14 protein-coding genes are annotated in these 18488 nt (G+C 61.1%); 10 read left to right on the top strand and 4 right to left on the bottom strand.

Features of this window, described 5'->3' with window-relative positions; translation table 11 throughout:
• Positions 1-47: 47 nt before the first annotated feature.
• Together J1G35_RS18480 and J1G35_RS18485 are read right to left on the bottom strand one after the other, a co-directional pair.
• Entirely contained in the window at positions 48-1697 is a 1650-nt protein-coding gene (locus tag J1G35_RS18480; RefSeq protein ID WP_053133887.1) for a SulP family inorganic anion transporter, read from the bottom strand.
• A gap of 144 nt (positions 1698-1841) precedes the next feature.
• On the bottom strand, positions 1842-3119 hold the full coding sequence (locus J1G35_RS18485; RefSeq protein ID WP_053133890.1) for a serine/threonine transporter: 1278 nt from the start codon (positions 3117-3119) through the stop codon (positions 1842-1844).
• Between the two features lie 442 nt (positions 3120-3561).
• On the opposite strand from J1G35_RS18485, the gene J1G35_RS18490 reads away from it, so the two are divergent.
• The 7 genes from J1G35_RS18490 (at position 3562) to J1G35_RS18520 (ending at position 9689) form a co-directional block, all read left to right on the top strand.
• A complete protein-coding gene (locus tag J1G35_RS18490; RefSeq protein ID WP_053133892.1) occupies positions 3562-4062 on the top strand; it encodes a DUF4822 domain-containing protein in 501 nt (166 codons plus the stop codon).
• Between the two features lie 58 nt (positions 4063-4120).
• Positions 4121-4537 carry a hypothetical protein gene (locus J1G35_RS18495; protein WP_223015689.1) on the top strand — a complete coding sequence of 139 codons (417 nt, stop codon included), beginning with the start codon at positions 4121-4123 and terminating at the stop codon, positions 4535-4537.
• Between the two features lie 233 nt (positions 4538-4770).
• Entirely contained in the window at positions 4771-5724 is a 954-nt protein-coding gene (locus J1G35_RS18500) for a 2-hydroxyacid dehydrogenase (protein WP_223015676.1), read from the top strand.
• A gap of 129 nt (positions 5725-5853) precedes the next feature.
• Positions 5854-6921 carry a phosphotransferase family protein gene (locus J1G35_RS18505; RefSeq protein WP_223015677.1) on the top strand — a complete coding sequence of 356 codons (1068 nt, stop codon included), beginning with the start codon at positions 5854-5856 and terminating at the stop codon, positions 6919-6921.
• A 10-nt stretch (positions 6922-6931) separates the two neighbouring features.
• Complete coding sequence (locus J1G35_RS18510) at positions 6932-7699, top strand: SDR family oxidoreductase (protein WP_053133900.1); 768 nt, start codon at positions 6932-6934, stop codon at positions 7697-7699.
• A gap of 70 nt (positions 7700-7769) precedes the next feature.
• The gene (locus J1G35_RS18515; protein ID WP_053133902.1) at positions 7770-9203 is read left to right on the top strand and encodes a PLP-dependent aminotransferase family protein; all 1434 of its coding nucleotides are present in this window, start codon (positions 7770-7772) and stop codon (positions 9201-9203) included.
• Between the two features lie 84 nt (positions 9204-9287).
• Positions 9288-9689, top strand: a complete 402-nt coding sequence (locus J1G35_RS18520; RefSeq protein ID WP_223015678.1) for a cupin domain-containing protein — start codon at positions 9288-9290, stop codon at positions 9687-9689.
• 82 nt (positions 9690-9771) lie between these two features.
• On the opposite strand, the gene J1G35_RS18525 is transcribed toward J1G35_RS18520, so the two are convergent.
• On the bottom strand, positions 9772-10401 hold the full coding sequence (locus J1G35_RS18525; protein ID WP_223015679.1) for a DNA-3-methyladenine glycosylase I: 630 nt from the start codon (positions 10399-10401) through the stop codon (positions 9772-9774).
• 217 nt (positions 10402-10618) lie between these two features.
• Here J1G35_RS18525 and J1G35_RS18530 point away from each other — a divergent pair, with 217 nt between their 5' ends.
• The 3 genes from J1G35_RS18530 (at position 10619) to J1G35_RS18540 (ending at position 13504) form a co-directional block, all read left to right on the top strand.
• A complete protein-coding gene (locus tag J1G35_RS18530) occupies positions 10619-11944 on the top strand; it encodes a C4-dicarboxylate transporter DctA (RefSeq protein WP_172681483.1) in 1326 nt (441 codons plus the stop codon).
• A 154-nt stretch (positions 11945-12098) separates the two neighbouring features.
• Entirely contained in the window at positions 12099-12800 is a 702-nt protein-coding gene (locus J1G35_RS18535; protein ID WP_053133914.1) for a FadR/GntR family transcriptional regulator, read from the top strand.
• A 17-nt stretch (positions 12801-12817) separates the two neighbouring features.
• Positions 12818-13504 carry a GntR family transcriptional regulator gene (locus J1G35_RS18540; RefSeq protein ID WP_053133917.1) on the top strand — a complete coding sequence of 229 codons (687 nt, stop codon included), beginning with the start codon at positions 12818-12820 and terminating at the stop codon, positions 13502-13504.
• 70 nt (positions 13505-13574) lie between these two features.
• Here J1G35_RS18540 and J1G35_RS18545 read toward each other — a convergent pair whose 3' ends face one another.
• Positions 13575-18443, bottom strand: coding sequence for an NAD-glutamate dehydrogenase (locus tag J1G35_RS18545; protein ID WP_223015680.1), 4869 nt, complete (start codon positions 18441-18443; stop codon positions 13575-13577).
• Between the last annotated feature and the right edge of the window lie 45 nt (positions 18444-18488).

Genomic DNA, 18488 nt, shown 5'->3' on the forward strand with positions numbered 1-18488 from the left:
TTGATCCATCTGTCACTGACCCACCGCTATCGCATAAGCCCCCTTCCTCACGCTTTTCCTACCTCAAGCGCCAGCTGCACCGCGCCATCGACGCTCAGGCCACTGAGCAATACATGGGGCGCCAATGCCTCAGGCAACCCCTGCAACACCTCACGAGCCTCATGCCGGACGCGGGCCAGCACCAAGCGCTTGCCCTCCCCACGTACCTGGGCAAAAAACGCCGCCAGCGCTTCGATACTGGTGCCGTCGAGGTCCGGCGATTCTTCCAGGCTCAACACCACCACCTCTACCTGTGACTGCCGCATCAGGCGTAAGGCGGCGCCCAGGATGCGCTCGGCATTCGCAAAAAACAGCGCCTCGCTGGGCCGTACGATCAAGACTCCAGGCACGGCCAGGGCATCGGCATGGTGCTGACGGTCGACAAAGTCATGGCTGTCACCCAGGCGCCCCAGCACTTGAATGTCGGCTGACGACATCTGGCGCAGCATCAACACCACACTGATCCCCACCGCCACCAGCAAGCCATCCAGCACACCCAGCACCAGTACCGCCGCCACCGCGCAGATCACCAGCACGCGATCACGCCGCCACAGGAAATAACGCCCGAGCGGCTGCAAGCTCAAGCCACGCCCCAGGGCATAGATGACCACAGCCGCCAGCACTGGCTCGGGCGTGAGCGCGACATAGGGCAACACCGTCAGCACGATCAGCAGGATCACCAGCGCCGCGACAATCCCCGCCAGACGCGAATAAGCGCCGGCCGCCTCATTGGCCGACGTCGCCGAATAACCCGCCCCGGCTGGCATGCCGTGGAACAGCCCGGAAACCAGGTTGGCCGCGCCCAGCGCAAGCAGATCCCGGTTGGATGACACGCGGTCGCCATGCTTGAGCGCGAACGAACTGATAGAGCCGTAGGACTCCGCGTACAGGATCATCACCAGTGCAAACGCCAATTCCCCAAGGCGCAGCCAGTCGGCAAACGGCAGCACCGGCAAATGCCCCAACTCCAGGCGCAGGTCGATCATGCCAATCTGCGCCACGCCATAGGCCTGCAGGTCCAGGTACTGCCCCGCAGCGATGCCGAGCACCACGACCACCAGCCCACCAGGCACGCGCGGCAGGCGTGCGCACAGCCACAACACCAGCAACGCCAACGCCGCCACCAGTGCCGCAGGCCAGTTCCAGCGCGGTAGCTGCTCCAACAACTGCGGCAGAAAACGGATCAGGTTGTTATCGCTCAGGTGTACGCCCACTACACTGGCCAACTGCTTGAGGATGATGGTCAACGCCAGACCGAAGGCGAAGCCCCGTAACACCGGCTTGGCGATAAACGAGGTGACGCCGCCAAGCTTGAACAGCCCGGCCAACAGGAAAAACACCCCGGTCAGCAACACCAAGCCGAAGGCCAGGGACAGCCTCAATGCCGGATCATCCCCTGCCAGGCTCGCCGTGGCGGCCGCCAACACCGCTGCCGACGACGAGGTAGCCGAAACAATCGCAAAACGGCTGGTGCCGAACAGGCCGTAGCACACCAGCCCGGCAAACAAGGCGATCACCCCGGCCTGGGGCGGCAGCGCGGCAATACTGGAATAGGCCACGGCCTCCGGCAGCAGCAACCCGGCGATGGATAAACCCGCCAGCAGGTCCTGGATACGATTCGACGGTACGGCAACGGGTGCGTCGGTTTCAGTCTTCAATCGGCCCAACCCATCCTGGCAAAAAGCGTGCGTAAGCTTAGCCCTCATTGCCCGACGGCGGTTGCGCCGCGTCAGGTTTTGCGCAGGCAAAAAAAAGCCGATTCGTGCTGTGCGCGAATCGGCCTGTTTGCGTACGCCCCGGTGTCAGGACATCAGCGAGTAAATCAATGCAGTGATCGCCACCAGGCCCACCGCCGTGACAAACACGTTGGACGCTTGCCCACGGTACTTGGCCATGGCCGGCACCTTGCGGATCGCGTACATCGGCATCAGGAACAGGATCGATGCAATGATCGGCCCGCCCAGGGTCTCGATCATGCCGAGGATGCTCGGGTTCAGCGTGGCAACGATCCAGCACACCACCAGCATGAAGGCGGCGGTCATACGGTCGAGAGTCTTGGCGGCCGGGCGGCGACCGCTTTTGAGCACCAGGCCCTTAAGGCCTTCGCTGGCGCCGATGTAGTGGCCCAGGAACGACTTGGCAATCGCCACGAACGCGATCAACGGCGCGGCAAACGCGATGGTCGGGTTGTTGAAGTGGTTGGCCAGGTACGACAGGATCGACAGGTTCTGCTGTTTAGCTTCAGCCAACTGCGCCGGCGACAGGGTCAGCACGCAACTGAACACGAAGAACAGCACCATCACCACCATCAACAGGTGCGCGCGGGACAGGATCTGCGAACTGCGCTCATCGGCGTGCTCGCCGTACTGGCGCTTCTGGTCGACCGCAAACGCCGAGATGATCGGCGAGTGGTTGAACGAGAACACCATCACCGGAATCGCCAGCCATAGGGTATTGAGCAGGGCCGAAGGCGCCGGGACCACACTCGCAGTGCTGAGGATGCCACCGTTCCAATGCGGGATCAGGTACACCGCGAGGAACAGCAAGGCGACGATAAACGGGTACACCATCAGGCTCATGGCCTTGACGATCACCTGCTCACCGCAACGCACCACCGCCAGCAGGCCGAGGATCAGCACAAATGCCAACAGCGCGCGCGGTGGCGGCATGATGTGCAATTGGTGCTCCATGAAACTGCTGACCGTGTTGGTCAGGGCCACGCTGTAGATCAGCAGGATCGGGAAGATCGCGAAGAAGTACAGCAGGGTAATCAACGCACCGGCCTTGACGCCGAAATGTTCTTCGACCACGTCGGTGATGTCGGAACCCGCACGACCGGAGAGTACGAAACGGGTCAGGCCTCGGTGGGCAAAGAACGTCATCGGGAACGCCAGCACCGCCAGGATCACCAAGGGCCAGAAGCCGCCCAGGCCGGCGTTGATCGGCAGGAACAAGGTACCGGCGCCAATGGCGGTGCCGAACAGGCCAAGCATCCAGGTGGTGTCCTGGCGGCTCCAGCTTGTGAGGGTTGCAGGTGTCGTTGCATAGCGTTCGTCGACGCTATTGGCCTGATCATTCATCCGGTCGGATCTCCGCATTTACACGGCCGGGACGAGTCAGAAAAACCTGACAGGCAGCGCCCCGACCATAGAAGGGGCCGGATTGTCCGGGATTCTCTTGAATAAGCAAAGACTTAGCTGAGGAACGGTTATGCGGTGCAGTCGCTCAAGCGCGGCCCTGGGCGGTGGTTTCGGGGAGCTGCGGCTGGTTTTTCGAGTGGCTGCCGAGCTGCGTTGACGAGCGCGCGCTGGGACTCTAATCAATACACTTCCCATACTTTTAGAGAAGTCGCCTACAGAAAAACCAGAGACTTCCTGTATCTAATTAAAAGTTTAATCACAACGCCCTTGCAATTGTTACACAACCCTACACAGCCATTGAGCAAGCGCCAAAAACCAAACTAACATCGCCCCGCTCCAATCGAAGAACAACATGCTTATTTAAAATAACAAGGATTCCAATATGCGAAGACTCACTGTTGTTTTTGCTGGATTGTTAATCACGGGCCTACTCTGCTCGTCCGAAAGTTACGCCAATCAAGCGGTGCCTGAACCTGACGTTCACGCACTGGCCTCCTCGCCTCAATGGCTGACCACCAAGGTTTACATCGAAGGCGAGCCGGACACCGACGTCAAGGCCAGCTACCCCGGCGTGGTAGGCATCTCGATGTGGGACCCGCAGCGCAATCGCTATGAGTTCTTCTACACCGATACCGGTCGCTCGAAGCACGCCGATGGCGGCGGCGGTTACTTCCTGGTCACCGGCGATAAGAAGACCCATATCCTGGTTCCTGACGTTGGCCCGACCAAAACCATTGTCAGACGGCTCGAAAAACTCGACAGCAGCGAATTCACCTATTCCCGCGAAGTGCCGCGCGACATGGTCAGCACTAACCCGCCCGTTCGAATTTATGTGGTACACGCCCCCTACACCGGCCCCATAAAGACAGTCATGTCGAACTAATTAAACATTAATGTTTAGCAACAAGACCGAATAACAAGCAAGGTACCTGACAATGAATATGCGCAAGCTATTACTACCTGCACTGCTGGCCGCGACCCTGTTACCCGGCGTGGTGATTGCACAAACCACAACAGCCACTGCCGCACAAAGTACTGCAGCCACGCCGGACAATTCCGTCATGTTGACTGTATTTCTTAAACACGATCAATCACGCCCGCTGGGCGAGTTGAAAGAACAACTGGCCAAGCAGGAGTTTCACAAAGTATTCCCGCCTGCCGGAGTGGAAGTGGTCAGTTGGAACATCACCATGGGCATCGGCCAAGTCGTTGTGCTGCGCCTGCCCGCGTCGCGGCTGGCAGAAGTCAACCTGGCGATTGAAAACACCGCATGGGGGGTCTACACCACGGAATTCTTTCCAACCTACAATTTCATGCCCATCGCCCAAGCAGAGCAGGAAAAAGCTAGAAAGCAGTGATTGCCTGATGGCGGCAACGCCCCTGTTCCGGCAGCTCGTGAGGTAGAGAGCTATCGGGCAAGCTCCTTAAGGCCCCGCCCGCAATGGACGGGGCTTTTTGTTACTCCGCCTACTGGCACACACCGACTGGCGTCAGGTACCGACAGGAGTAAGTTTTTTCTATCCCAGCAAAACGCTCTGTCCTACAAATCCCGCATACTCAACCTCTCAAACCCTTCAGGAAGAGCCTTCCGATGACCACCACTGTTCTGGTTCTGGTTGAAACCATCAATGAATACCTGCAAATCATCGAGAGCAACGACTTTCATGTGATTCTGGCGCCAACACCCGCCGAGCGTGCCCAGGCTATCAAGACCCATGGCGGGCAGATCAAGGCCGTACTGACCCGTGGCCCGTTGGGTTTGTATGCCGAAGAAATCGCCGCCCTGCCACTGCTGGAGATCATCTGCGTGATCGGCGCCGGCTATGAGCACGTGGACCTGCAGGCGGCGAGCAACCGCGGGATCGTGGTGACCAATGGCGCCGGGGTCAATGCACCGTCGGTCGCCGACCACGCCATGGCGCTGCTGCTGTCGCTGGTGCGCGGCATTCCCCAGACGGACGCCGCGGTACGCCGTAGCGAATGGCCCAAGGTCATGCGCCCTTCCCTGGCTGGCAAGCAACTGGGCATTCTCGGACTCGGCGCGGTGGGCCTGGAGATCGCCAAGCGCGCAGCCCTCGGCTTTGGCATGGAAGTGAGCTATCACAACCGCCAGCCGCGCGATGACGTGGACTACACCTACTGCGCCACTGCCGTGGAACTGGCGCGCGCCTCGGACTTCCTGATCCTGGCCACGCCCGGCGGCGCCGGCACTCGCCACTTGATCGACCGACACGCCCTGGACGCCCTCGGCCCGAACGGTTACCTGGTGAATATCGGCCGTGGCAGCGTGGTGGTCACCGACGACCTGGTCGCCGCCCTTGAGCAACGCCGTATCGGTGGCGCCGCGCTGGACGTGTTCGACGATGAACCCAAGGTGCCGGATGCCCTCAAGCGCTTGAGCAATACCGTGCTCACGTCCCATGTGGCCGGGCTGTCACCGGAAGCCGCCCACGACACCGTGCAGCGTGTGGCCGACAACTTGGTGGAGTACTTTGCCGGCCGTCCGGTGCTCACCCCGGTCGTCCTGCCCCCGCCCGTAAAATGACCAATCAGGCACGCTGATCACCCTTCAACACGCTAACCTATTAAGCCGCCCCGACCTTGTCGCTGGGCGGTGGTGCGCATTAGATTAGGAAATAGTCCGACGCCTTTAGAATAAGCAGAAGGGATAAGCATGGCGCTTAACGACCAATCAACCCAGATTCGCCCAGGCGAAGAACTTGATGCCAATCTGATCGATCCCTACCTCAAGGCCCATATCCCGGGCCTGAGCGGCACGCCCGCGATCAGCCAGTTCCCCGGTGGTGCGTCCAACCTCACCTACCTGCTGGAATACCCCGGCCAGGAATTCGTGCTGCGCCGCCCGCCCTTTGGCCACAAGGCCAAGTCCGCCCACGACATGGGCCGCGAATACCGCATTCTCAACCAGCTCAAGGATGGCTTCCCGTATTGCCCCAAGGCCTACGTGCACTGCACCGACGAGTCGGTGATTGGCGCCGAGTTCTATGTCATGGAACGCGTCAAAGGCATCATCCTGCGCTCAGATCTGCCTACCGAGTTGGGCCTCGACGCCACCAGGACCGAGGCGCTATGCAAAAGCTTTATCGACAAGTTCGTCGAACTGCACCAGGTCGACTACAGCGCCTGCGGCCTGGCCGACCTGGGCAAGCCTGAAGGTTATGTGGCACGCCAGATTGGTGGCTGGAGCGATCGCTACGAGAAAGCCCTGACCCCCGACGCGCCCAAATGGGAGGCCGTCCGCGCCTGGCTCAACGATAAAATGCCCGCCGACCACCCCACGTCGAGCATCGTGCACAACGACTACCGCTTCGATAACGTGATCCTCGACCCGCACAACCCGATGCAGATCATCGGCGTGCTGGATTGGGAACTGACCACCCTCGGCGACCCGCTGATGGACCTGGGCAACACCCTCGCCTACTGGATCGAAACCGGCGACCCGGCACCGGTGCAACTGATGCGCCGCCAGCCGAGCAATGCCCCTGGCATGCTCACCCGCCGCCAGTTCGTGGATTACTACGCCGAGCGCTCGGGCATCCAGATCGACAATTTCGACTTCTACTACACCTACGGCCTGTTCCGCCTCGCCGGCATCGTGCAGCAGATCTACTACCGCTTCTTCCACGGCCAGACCCAGGACAAACGCTTTGCGCAGTTCATCCAGATGAACAAGCTGCTGGAGCAGATGAGCCTGAATGTCATCGGTAAATCAGCCCTCTAAGGAATCGCTAATGTCCAAGACCAACCTGTTCGACCTCGACGGCAAGATTGCTTTTGTGTCCGGCGCCAGCCGTGGCATCGGCGAAGCCATCGCCAAGTTGCTGGCCCAGCAAGGCGCCCATGTGATCGTCTCCAGCCGCAAGCTCGAAGGCTGCCAGCACGTGGCAGATGCCATCATCGCCGACGGCGGCAAGGCCACGGCGATTGCCTGCCATATCGGCGAGATGGAGCAGATCACCCAGGTATTCGCCGGGATTCGCGAGCAGTTCGGCCGCCTGGACATCCTGGTCAACAATGCCGCGACCAACCCGCAGTTCTGCAACGTACTGGACACCGACCTCGGCGCCTTCCAGAAGACCGTTGACGTGAACATTCGCGGCTACTTCTTCATGTCGGTGGAAGCGGGCAAGCTGATGCGCGAGAACGGCGGCGGCAGCATCATCAACGTGGCGTCGATCAACGGCATTTCGCCGGGGGTGTTCCAGGGCATCTACTCGGTGACCAAGGCCGCCGTGATCAACATGACCAAGGTGTTTGCCAAGGAATGCGCGGCGTTCGGCATCCGTTGCAACGCGCTGCTGCCAGGCCTGACCGACACCAAGTTCGCCTCGGCGCTGGTGAAGAACGACGCGATCCTGAAAATGGCCCTGGCGCAGATTCCACTCAAGCGCGTAGCCGATCCGAGCGAGATGGCCGGTGCGGTGCTGTACCTGGCCAGCGATGCGTCGAGCTACACCACCGGTGTGTCGCTGAATGTGGATGGCGGCTTCCTGTCCTGAGTGCACCTGGGTTTCTACGGATCGATTTACGCGTAACCTTGGCGTAGATCGATCTGTCTCAGGATGAAACATGGAACTGCACATCGTCATCAACGGCCGCAAGGATTTGGCTGCCCAGCTTTATCAACAGTTGCGCGAAGCCATCGCCGCCGGGCGTCTCGCGGCGGGCGCGCAACTGCCGCCCAGCCGCCTGCTGGCCGCGCAACTGGGCGTATCGCGCAAGACCGTGTCCGATACCTACGCCACCTTGACCTACGAAGGTCTGCTGGTGGGCAAGATTGGCCGAGGCACCTTCGTCAACGCATGGGCGCCACAGCCCAATCGCGTGCAGACCGCCACCGACCTGGCCTGCGCCGCCAACCTGGCGAAGTGGCAGTCGCTGCCCTCGCCCATGCACCACCCCACACGCGACAGCACGTTGCGTTACGAATTTATCGGCGGCGCCACCAGCCGCAACCAGTTCCCCCAGGATGAATGGCGGCGCTGCACCCAGGATGCGCTGCGGCGCATCGCCCAGAACAGTGGGTTCTACAGCCAGCCCGAAGGGTTGCCGGCACTGCGCAGTGCCATCGCCGGGCATATCGCGTTTTCCCGTGGGGTCAAATGCCGCGACAGCGACATCGTGGTCACCAACGGCGCGCAACAGGCGTTGGACCTGATCGCCCGCGTAGTACTGGAGCCGGGCAGCATCGTCGCCATGGAAGATCCCGGCTACAGTCCCGCGCGCCAGTTGTTCATGGCGATGGGGGCCTTGGTCATCGGTGTTCCCGTCGATGAGCAAGGCATCCAGGTCGACCAGATTCCCGATGGCGCACGGCTGATCTACGTCACGCCCTCCCACCAGTTCCCCCTCGGCATGCCCATGAGCCTGCCGCGTCGAGAGGCGCTGTTGGCACGCGCCTTCGAGCTGGGTGCGATCATCATCGAGGACGACTACGACAGCGAATTCCGCTACGAAGGCCGCCCCACCGACTCCCTGCAAAGCATGGACAGCCGTGGCGTGGTCACCTACGTCGGGACCTTCTCCAAAACCCTTCTGCCCGAGCTGCGCCTGGGTTATGCGGTGGTGCCACCGGCGATTTACGGTGCGGTGCTCAAGGCCAAACAATTGACCGACCAGCACAGCTCCACATTGCCGCAATGGGCGCTGGCCAAGTTCATCAGCGAAGGCTATCTGCTCAAGCATATTCGCCGCTGCCACACCGTGTACGCCGGGCGCCGCGAGCGCATTCTGCAGCGCCTGGCGGCAGACCTGTCGCCGTGGTTCGAAGCCGTGCCTACCGTGGCCGGGTTCCATATGGCGGCGCTGTGCAAAGTACCGGTGAATATCCCGTTGCTGATGGAATTGGCGCGCCAGGTCGAAGTCGGCCTGTACCCGTTGGACGTGTTCTTCCACGACACGCCGGTGCGCCAGGGCCTGATCATCGGGTTTGGGGCCATCGAGACCCTCGACATCGACCCGGCGTTGGACAAGGTGCGCGATATTCTCCAGCAGATTGGCTAGGGGGTTTTCCGACGCATTGGTCATTGGTCGCTGGAAAATCCCGGCGTAGGGTGGGCAGGTCTCGAACTACTCGGAAACGTCGCCATGAAACGCCTGCTCGCCACCACCCTGATGCTCGCCTCCGTCAGCGCCTTTGCCCACGAACCCGTGTACAACCAGGAATCGATCAAGGTCCTGCAAGAACACGCGCTGACCAATGTGCCCGGCAAGAAAACCCTCATGCTCACCGTGGACTACGCCCCCGGCCAGGCCACCGTACCCCATAGTCACACGGGCACCGCCGTGGCCTATGTGCTCGAAGGCGCGATCACTTCGCGGGTCAATGATGAGAAGGCCGTGACCTACAAGGTGGGCGAATCGTTCTACGAACCGGCCGGTTCGCGGCATTTTGAATCCAGCAACGCCAGCCAGACCCAGCCGGCCAGGTTGCTGGTGGTGATGGTGCTGGATGACAAGGCCGAGGTGCTGACCCCCCTTCCAAAATGATCAACCGCACCACCAGTCAGAGGTGTGGGTGGGGGGCTAAAGGCGGGAGAGGGCTTGCCCCCGATAGCGGTGAGTCAGCGACTCACGGCCGTTTGAACTGGCGGCGCAACGCTTCAATCTGCGGGCGGCAGGCACACCCTTCAAGGTGATCATTAACCATCCCCATTGCCTGCATCAGCGCATACATCGTGGTCGGCCCGACGAACGTCCAGCCGCGCTTCTTCAACGCCTTGGACAGCCGCACCGACGCCGGCGCGGTGGGATTGCCGGTCCAGTAAGCCAGGTCCACCACTGCCGGGCGTTCTTCAGGGCCGGGTTCGAACGCCCATAACCACTGCGCCAGCGAGCCGGTCTCATCCACCAACTCACACGCCCGGCGTGCGTTGTTAATCGTGGAAACGATCTTCGCTCGATTACGCACGATGCCCGGGTCCTGCATCAACCGCGCAATATCCGCCTCGCCGTACTGCGCCACCCGGCGAAAATCAAAACCGTCGAACGCCGCCCTGAATTGCTCGCGCTTGCGCAGGATGGTGATCCAAGCCATGCCGGCCTGGAAGCCTTCCAGGCAAATCTTCTCGTACAGTTGAACATCATCCGCCACCGGCACGCCCCACTCGTGGTCGTGATAACGCGGGTATTCCGGCGCAGCCGTGCGCCAGGTGCAGTGGGTCTGCCCTGCTTCGTCGGTGGTCAGCCCTGGTTTATCCATTCATCACCTCATGTGCCAGGCGGCGGATGATAAGCGAAAAAATTTACCCCCTGCCAACCGCTCAAGCATCCCCCTTCGCGACCAACTGGTCAGACCGGGACCTGTCAACCGACGAAGAATGACTTGTTATTTCAAAAATACCTGGCCTAGACTGGCGACGCACTGGACTTACCGGTATGACCACAACAATTAAGCCCTGGAACCACCGGGGCACCGCATAGAGATCCCTCCCATGCTCAGATGGTGCTCGCGTTCGATTTTCCTGCAAGTCGTGATTGGCCTGATGCTCGGCATCGTGTGCGGCCTGGCCCTTCCCGAATTTTCCTCGCAACTCAAACCCCTGGGTGACGGCTTTATCAAGCTGATCAAGATGCTGATCGGCCTGATCGTATTCTGCGTAGTGGTCAGCGGTATTTCTGGTGCCGGCGACTTGAAGAAAGTCGGGCGCATCGGCCTCAAGTCGGTGATCTACTTTGAAGTGCTCACCACCATCGCCCTGGTGATCGGCCTGATCATGGCCTTCAGCACCGGGATCGGCACCGGCGCCAATATCCACCTGGAACAACTGTCCTCCGCCGGTCTCAATGAACTGGCCGACAAAGGCCAGCACATCAAGGGCACCAGCCAGTTCCTGATGGACCTGATCCCCAACTCGGTGATCGGCGCCTTTGCCGACAACAATGTCCTGCAAGTGTTGCTGTTCTCGGTGCTGTTCGGCAGTGCGTTGAACCTGGTGGGCGAAGCGGCTTCCGGTATCACTCGGCTGATCAATGAACTGAGCCATGTGATTTTCCGCATCATGGGCATGATCGTGCGCCTGGCGCCCATCGGCGTGTTTGGCGCGATCGCCTTCACCACTAGCACCTACGGGCTGGACTCCCTGCAACACCTGGGCAGCCTGGTGGGCCTGTTCTACCTGACCTGCTTTGCGTTTGTCGCGCTGATCCTCGGCCTGGTGATGCGCCTGTCGGGCCTGCGCATGCTGCCGTTGCTCAAGTACCTGCGTGAAGAACTGCTGATCGTGATGGGCACCGCCTCCTCCGATGCCGTGCTGCCGCAGGTCATGCGCAAACTCGAACACCTGGGCATTGGCAGTTCCACCGTGGGCCTGGTGATTCCCACCGGGTATTCGTTCAACCTCGACGGTTTCTCGATCTACCTGACCCTGGCCATCGTGTTTATCGCCAACGCCACCGGCACGCCACTGTCGATGACAGATCTGCTGACCATCCTGCTGGTGTCGCTGATCACCTCCAAGGGCGCCCACGGGATTCCCGGCTCGGCGCTGGTGATTCTGGCGGCAACCCTTACGGCGATCCCGGCGATTCCAGTAGTCGGTCTGGTGCTGGTGTTAGCGGTGGACTGGTTCATGGGTATCGGTCGCGCGTTGACCAACCTGATCGGCAACTGCGTCGCCACCGTGGCCATTGCCCGCTGGGAAAAAGACATCGATATCCAACGCGCCAACAAGGTGCTGGACGGCCAGCAAGGTTATGCCTTCCAGGCCAAGAAGCCGGTAGTGCCGGCCCACCAGGAATTTTAAAACGCCAAACGCTTTCCACTGTAGGAGCGAGCTTGCTCGCGAAGGTCGTCAACGATAACGCGGGCATTCTGGATGCACGCGGTGACTTGAAGTTTTTCGCGAGCAAGCTCGCTCCTACAGTGCAGGGATTATTCATTTTTAAGGAGCGCACGACGTGATCAGCACCTCAACCGTCGTCAATTCAGTCGTAGAAAAACTCCGCGCCGCGCTGGCTCGTGGTCAGTGGCGCCGGGGCGAAATGCTGCCCGGCCAGCGCGAACTGGCCGAGCAGATGGGTATCAGCCGTCCCAGCCTGCGTGAAGCGGTGATCGTGCTCGAAACCCTTGGCCTGGTGCGTTCCATGCCCGGAAAAGGCGTGGTCGTGCTGGAAACCAGCGTCAGCGAACCGCAATCGAGCGACGCCGTGGCCGACGCCAGCCTCGAAGATATCCTGCAACTGCGCTACACCCTCGAACCCTTCATTGTCGGCCTGGTGGCGCAGTCCATCAGCAACAAGGAGGTCGGCCAATTGCGCCTGACCCTGATGGACATGCGCGAAGCCCTCGATGCCGGTGATGCCGAAGCCGGCATGAACGCCTACCTCGATTTTCACGAAGAACTGTTCGCGCTCACCTCCAACCCGATCTTCCAGAACGTGGTGCAGCAAACCAGCAACGCCCTCAAGCAAAGCGCGCAAGTGCTGCGCAACTCCCCCGAGCATCTGGCGGAACGCTTGCAGGAAAACGAAGCGGTGGTACGCGCCATCCGCAACAAAAACAGCGCCCTGGCCAGTGCCGAGATGCGTCGGCACATCCTCCAGGAAGGCCTGCGCATGGGCATTCACTTGAACATCCCGGACGACCACCTGGGCAGTTGATTTTTTGGAGACCGGCCATGACCGCTCACGCCCTGCAACACGATCCCTTCCTGCCCACCCTGCGCCTGGTGGCCGGTAAAAAACCTTCGGTGGATGACATCTACCCTCGCCTGTTCGACGCCATCCTCGAACAACGCATCGCCCCGTCCAGCCGCTTTACCGAAGAAGGCCTGGGCGAAACCTTTGGCGTGAGCCGCAGCGTGATTCGCCGGGTGCTGGCCAAGCTGTCCCACCAGCAGGTAGTCATTTTGCGCCCCAACCAGCGTGCCCAGGTCGCGGCACCGGATGCCCAGCAGACCCGGCAGATTCTTGAAGCACGGCGCATGACCGAAATCACAGTGGTGCAATTGGCCTGCGCCCAGGCGACAACCGCGCAGATACGCCAGTTGCGCGAGCTGATAGCACGGGAACGCGACTGTATAGAACGTAACCAGCGAGGGCCGGCGATTCGATTGTCCGGGGAGTTTCACCTGCAATTGGCGCAGATGGCGGGCAACGCGCCGTTGGCGCAGTTTCTCAACAGCCTGGTGCCGTTGACGTCGTTGATCATCGCCCAATTCGAAGCGAAAGCCTGCACGTATTGCACGTGGCAAGAGCATGTGGGGATTGTGGATGCGATTGAGCAACGCGACTCAAGCACCGCAGTGACCCTGATGACCCAGCACCTGGATCACCTGGAAAGCAAATTACTCAAACACCACTGATATCCAGATAAATAAAAATCCAAATGTGGGAGAGGGCTTTGCCCCCTCCCACATTGGTTTCACCCAGGCATCAAGCCGGTTGCAGCACCGACTGACCGCTCATCGCCAGGTCCAGCAACTCACGGTTGGCCACCGCGTACATGGCGTAGTCCGTGCCAGCCGCAGCACGAATTTCCAGCATCATCGCAGTCCAGCGATCAGCCATGTCCTTGTGCTGCTCAAGCCACAGGGCCACGCGGGCTTCCATGTCTTGTGGCGCGTCGGCCATTTGCAGGACGGAAATGGTGATCGCCCGTTGCTGCCAGTCCACGTCGTCGCGGAACGCTTCGCGGGCCTGGGCCTGCCAGTTGTTGGCCACAGGCAGATCGCTGATCTGCTGCAGGTACCACGGCAAGTCCAAGGCGCTGCCAACGGCGAAGTAGGCCTTGGCCACTTCAGCGGCGTCATGCCCGGTCACGTCAGCGGCTTCAATGATCGGCAGCAAGGTGTACAGGTGAGTGGTGCCTGCAACCATGCGCGCCAACAACTCCGGCACGCCGGCTTCGGTGTAGGCCTGGTAGCGGGTCTGCCAGCCTTCGCGGGTCGGACCTTCCAGCAGTTCGTCGAGCTTGAGGCCCAACGCGGCCAGGTGCGGACCGAAGTGCGCGGTGTCACGGCCAGCGTCCTGCTCGTTGCGACGGCTGCGCAGGAACCAGCGCGTAGCGCGACGGCCCAGGCGCATCAGCTCATCCATCAACTGCAACTGCACGTCAGCGGAGACCTGGTGGTCCAGGGCTTCGATCTGGCGGAACCAGTGCGGGAGGTGGAAGATGTCGCGCACGATCACATAAGCACCGGCCACGTTCGCCGGGCTCATGCCGGTGGACTCTTTGAGTCGCTGCACGAAGGTGATGCCCATGTGGTTGACCAGGTCGTTGGCGATCTGGGTGCTGACAATCTCGCGCTTCAGACGGTGACGGCGCATGGCCTCGCCGAACTTGGCGACCAGGCTCGGTGGGAACGCGGTCTCCATGTCACGGGTGAGGTATTCGTCATCCGGTACCAGTGACTTGAGCAGCGCTTCCTTGAGGTCGATCTTGCTGTAGGAGATCAGCACCGACAGCTCCGGACGGGTCAGGCCCTTGCCGGTGGAAGCGCGCTCGGTGAGCTGCTCCTCGGTCGGCAGGTACTCGATGGCGCGGTCCAGCTTGCCACGGCCTTCCAGGTCGCTCATCAGGCGCTTGTACTCGGCGGCACGCTCGTAGGCACGGCGTGCAGCCAGGGACAGGGCCTGGGTCTGCTTGTAGTTGTTGCCCAACACCAGGCTGCCGACTTCGTCGGTCATGCTCGCCAGCAACTGGTTGCGTTGCTTGTCGGTCATGTCACCGGCCTGCACCACTTCGTTGAGCAGGATCTTGATGTTCACTTCGTGGTCGGAGCAGTCCACACCGCCGGCGTTGTCGATGAAGTCGGTGTTGGAACCGCCGCCATTGAGGCCGAATTCCACACGACCCAGTTGGGTCATGCCGAGGTTACCGCCCTCGCCCACTACCTTGCAGCGCAGCTCGTTGCCGTTGACGCGCAACGCGTCGTTGGCCTTGTCGCCCACATCCGCATGGCTTTCGGTGCTGGCCTTGACGTAGGTACCGATACCACCGTTCCACAACAGGTCCACCGGCGCCTTGAGCAAGGCGTTCAGCAGTTCGGTCGGGGTCAGCTTGTCGGCCGAAATGTCGAAGCGTTCCTTCATCTGTGGCGAGATGGCAATGCTCTTCGCGCTGCGCGAGAAGATACCGCCGCCTTCAGACATGATGCTGGTGTCGTAGTCGGTCCAGGCCGAACGCGGCAGCTCGAACATGCGCTGACGCTCGACGAAGCTGGTGGCCGGGTTCGGGTTCGGGTCGATGAAGATATGCAGGTGGTTGAAGGCCGCGACCAGTTGCAGCTTGTCGGACATCAACAGGCCGTTACCGAACACGTCACCGGCCATATCGCCGACGCCCACCACCGTGATGCTGTCTTCCTGCACGTTGATGCCGCGCTCACGGAAGTGACGCTGCACACCGACCCACGCGCCTTTGGCGGTGATGCCCATTTTCTTGTGGTCGTAACCGGCGGAACCACCGGAGGCGAACGCGTCGCCCAGCCAGAAGCCGTAGTCGATGGCGATGCCGTTGGCGATGTCGGAGAAGGTCGCGGTGCCCTTGTCCGCTGCCACCACCAGGTACGGGTCATCGTCGTCATGGCGCACGACGTTGGCCGGCGGCAACAGGGCGCCGTCCTTGAGGTTGTCGGTGATGTCCAACAGGCCGGAAATGAAGATGCGATAGCAGGCGATGCCCTCGGCCGCGATCTCGTCACGGCTGCCACCCAATGGCAGGCGACGCGGCAGGAAGCCGCCCTTGGCGCCCACCGGCACGATCACCGAGTTCTTCACTTGCTGGGCTTTTACCAGGCCGAGCACTTCGGTACGGAAGTCTTCTTCACGGTCGGACCAGCGCAGTCCGCCACGGGCAACGTTGCCAAAGCGCAGGTGCACGCCTTCGACACGCGGCGAGTAGACGAAGATTTCAAACTTCGGCACCGGCTTGGGCAGCTCGGGGATGGCGCGCGGGTCGAACTTGAAGCTGAAGTACGACTTGTTCTGGCCGTTGGCGTCGGTCTGGTAGAAGTTGGTGCGCAGAGTCGCCTTGATCAGGTCCAGGTAGCGACGCAGGATGCGGTCTTCGTTGAGCACCTGGACGTCATCCAGGGCGCTGAGGATCGCTTGTTCCAGGCGTTGCTGCTTGTCTTCGAGATCATCGGCGGTGAGCTTGCGCGCCAGGTAGAAGCGGGTCTTGAACAACCGGGTCAACTCGCGGGCGATGTCGGTGTGGTTGTTCAGGGTGCTGGCGATGTAGCCGAGGTCGAAGCCCAGGCGGATCTGCTTCAGGTAACGGGCGTAGGCACGCAACAGCGCGACGTCGCGCCATGGCAGGCCGGCGGTGAGTACCAGGCGGTTGAACGCATCGTTCTCGGCATCGCCGTGCACGATGTGCACGAACGCGTCCTGCAGGGTGTCGTTGAGCTGCTGGATGTCCAGGTTCACGCCTTCGGCAGCGATGAACGCAAAATCGTGGATCCAGAACTCGCGGCCGTTGGCATGGCGCAGGCGGTACGGGAACTCACCCAGCACGCGCAGGCCAAGGTTTTCCAGGATCGGCAAGACGTCGGACAGCGCCAGCGGGGTATCCGCGTGGTAAAGCTTGCAATGCAGCTCGCGCTGGCCGGACACCTGGCCCAGGGGCTGATAGAAGCTCATCACCAGTGGGTTGGCTTCGGTGAGGCTGAGCAGGTGCTGCATGTCGACCACAGCCGAATGCGCAGCGAAACGCTCGCGGTAGCCGGCCGGGAAGCCTTTCGGGAAGTCCGCCAGCACGTTGGTGCCGTGGGCTTCGCCGAAGCTTTCGACGACGAGGCTTGAGTAGTCGTCCTGCCAGCTGCGGCATGCCTGCACCACTTCTTTTTCCAGTTGCAGCGGATCGATGTCCAGGCGGTTCTTCGGGTCGACCCGCAGAATCAGTTGCACACGCGCCAGCACGGATTCGGAGAAGAACGTCCAGAACTCGCAGTCCGAGGCTTTCAGGCGATCCATCAGCACTTGCTGGATCTTCTGGCGCACTTCGGTGGAATAGATGTCGCGTGGCACGTAGGCCAGGCAGTAGCAGAAACGACCGTACGGGTCTTTGCGCAGGAATACGCGGATCTTGTTGCGTTCCTGAATCTGCACGATCGACATCACGGTGCTGAACAGCTCGTCGACCGGGGTCTGGAACAGGTCATCGCGGGGCAGCACTTCAACGACCTGCGCAAGCTCCTTGCCCAGGTGAGCCTTGGCCTGGAAGCCCGAACGGCGTTCGATTTCCGCGACCTTGCGGCGGATATAAGGGATCACGCGCACACTTTCGCCGTACACCGAAGAGGTGTAGAGGCCCATGAAGCGGCATTCCTTGATCACCTTGCCGTCGGCATCGATCTGGCGGATCGACACGTAGTCCGGGTAAGCCGGGCGGTGAACGCGACTTGGGTGCGCGGCCTTGGCGAACGACAGCACGGTCGGTTCGCGCAGGTAAGACACGGCGTAGTCTTCGATGCGCAGGTCGTCGGCGGTGAGGCCGGCGCGCAGCAGTTTGGTCAGACCGAGGAACGAGCTGGCGTCATATTCGATATGACCGCCGTCCGCCTCGTCACGTACCACAAACTCTTCATAGCCGAGGAAGGTGAAGTGGTTGCCCACCAGCCATTCCAGGAAGTTCTTGATCTCGGCTTTCTCTTCGCCGTCGATGCCGAACGGGCTGGCGTCGATACCGTCCAGCAGCTCCTGGACCTTGGCCTTCATCGGTTCGAAATCGGCCACGGCCACGCGCACTTCGCCCAGCACCTGCTCAAGCTCTTTGCTCAACACGTTGAGTTCGGCGGCGTTGGCGCAGCGGTCGATTTCCAGGTACATCAGCGATTCTTGCTGGATGCCTTCGCCCTGGGTGCCTTTGGGCAGGATTTCCAACAGCTCGCCCTTGCTGCCACGGCGCACACTGAGCACGGTGGTCTGCAGGGTGTGGATGCTGTAGCCACGGCGGTTCAGCTCGGTGCGTACCGAGTCCACCAGAAATGGCAGGTCATGGTGCAGCACTTCGACCGCAGTGTGGGTCGATTGCCAGCCATGACGTTCGTAATCGGGGTTGTAGACCCGCACTTGCGGTTGGGTGTGATCAAAGCGCTCAAGCAGGCGCCAGGCAGACAGGGTGCAACCGGCCAGGTCGGAAAGGCGACGCTGGGTCAGTTCATCCAGGGAAATGATGCCGAAGAATTGTTCAGCGAACAGCGCCACTTGTGGCAGTGCCTGTTCACTGATGTGCTGCGCCAGTGCCGCTTGCAGTTGATGCTGGAAGTCGGCCTTGCTGGCTGCGGTGAAGAACGCCATCTGTGGTACTCCGCTTGGGCTTGTTATTGATGGAAGCGTCGCGTG

The sequence above is a fragment of the Pseudomonas sp. SH10-3B genome, from assembly GCF_019891415.1.
Taxonomy (GTDB): Bacteria; Pseudomonadota; Gammaproteobacteria; order Pseudomonadales; family Pseudomonadaceae; genus Aquipseudomonas.